Here is a 1,293-nt window from a genome sequence, read left to right as displayed (position 1 = left end):
GACGGCGAAAGAGACTATGCCGTAAAGATAAAATAGGAAGCCCCTGCTCGCCCCCTTAATTTATTGAAATTGGGGACTAACGTTGTTCTATGGCAGATAGTAAGTGAAACACTTACTAAATGGGACTAAAAAATTTGAACATCGAGAATAGACGCTTTTGCAAAGCATAGCGGAGTTTTTTTAGGTTCTCACTCACTTATCCACTTGGATAGCGTTATCAATAATTTTCTGCGCCTGATTATTGCTAGATATAGTAAACTTAGAACGCTGTTTGAATTCGCCGCTGCGTTTTTGGTAGCGACGAATAGTATAGCTAACAGGGTTGTATTCCTGTTTGCTTCGGCTCCATGTTTGGATTTTAAAAAGAATGGTGTGCAGTGTGCACCATGCGCCTTTCGTTAGAACGACTTTATCGAGCTCTTTAAGAGTCACCACACCGTCTTCAACATATTCGACGGTCAAATTCATCAACGGATTCTGCCACGTTCTTTTTTCCTGGTTTAACGCCTCTTCAGTGTAGCCAAAATTGAAATTCATACAAGGGGATGTATTGACTGCCGTCATTGATGAGCCAGCTTTCAAAAATGACCAGCTCTTTAGCGTGGATCGAAAAGTCACAATCAACAGGGTCAAAATGCCGAATAGGTCAGCGCGATTTGGCTAAGGTAATCTGTGGAAGGAAAAGGCGTTATTCGCGCGCCAACCCGGCCTTCTCAGCGGCTTGCTCAAAGTTAAAAAATAATTGACTCAAACGATGGCTTTTTTTATTTGGAGCTATCTGGTGTTATGACATCCTTGCCACCATTGCAGATGTTAGCCACCCTTACAGGCGCTCTGCCGTTTTCTAATTGGCGATTCTATATGGGGTGTGGTTATTTTCGTTCGTTAAAAAACTGACGGTAATGAAACATTAAGAAGTGTTGAAAAAATATCAATCAATATCATGGGGCTATCAATAAATTTTATGCGCGATGGTGTACCAAGTTTATTTAATTACCCTAATCTAGCAGAGATAAAACCGGCCCTTGAGATTTCTTCTTTTTTTAACCGTGAGGCCTTAAAAAAGGATATATCCGTCGATATTTGTCTATGGTTGTTATTCTCAACAGCCCAAGCCTTTGGAGGCACGCTTGTTTTGACCGACGATGCGAAATCATTTTCAGTCTTACTATTTGACTAGTGACAGAGGGGTTGATCCCGGCTGGACCATCTCTATTAATCATGCTCAACGGCCATAATTTACAGCTAATCAACGAAGTTAAAAATGTGTAACTAGAATACGGAAGAGTAAAA

Annotated in this window: 3 pseudogenes; 1 reads left to right on the top strand and 2 read right to left on the bottom strand. The window is 40.9% G+C overall.

The features are described from left to right. Positions 1-188: 188 nt before the first annotated feature. Positions 189-484: pseudogene (locus OWO34_RS04935) on the bottom strand (hypothetical protein). A 27-nt stretch (positions 485-511) separates the two neighbouring features. Further along, positions 512-754 (bottom strand): annotated as a pseudogene (locus tag OWO34_RS04930) (RNA 2',3'-cyclic phosphodiesterase); the annotation flags it as partial. Between the two features lie 147 nt (positions 755-901). Between OWO34_RS04930 and OWO34_RS09775 the strand changes: the two are divergent. After that, positions 902-1,139: pseudogene (locus OWO34_RS09775) on the top strand (hypothetical protein); the annotation flags it as partial. Between the last annotated feature and the right edge of the window lie 154 nt (positions 1,140-1,293).

The organism is Coxiella endosymbiont of Ornithodoros maritimus, assembly GCF_907164965.1.
GTDB lineage: Bacteria > Pseudomonadota > Gammaproteobacteria > Coxiellales > Coxiellaceae > Coxiella.
Note: the sequence above shows the minus strand (reverse complement) of the source record. Positions and strands in the feature narration are given on the sequence as shown.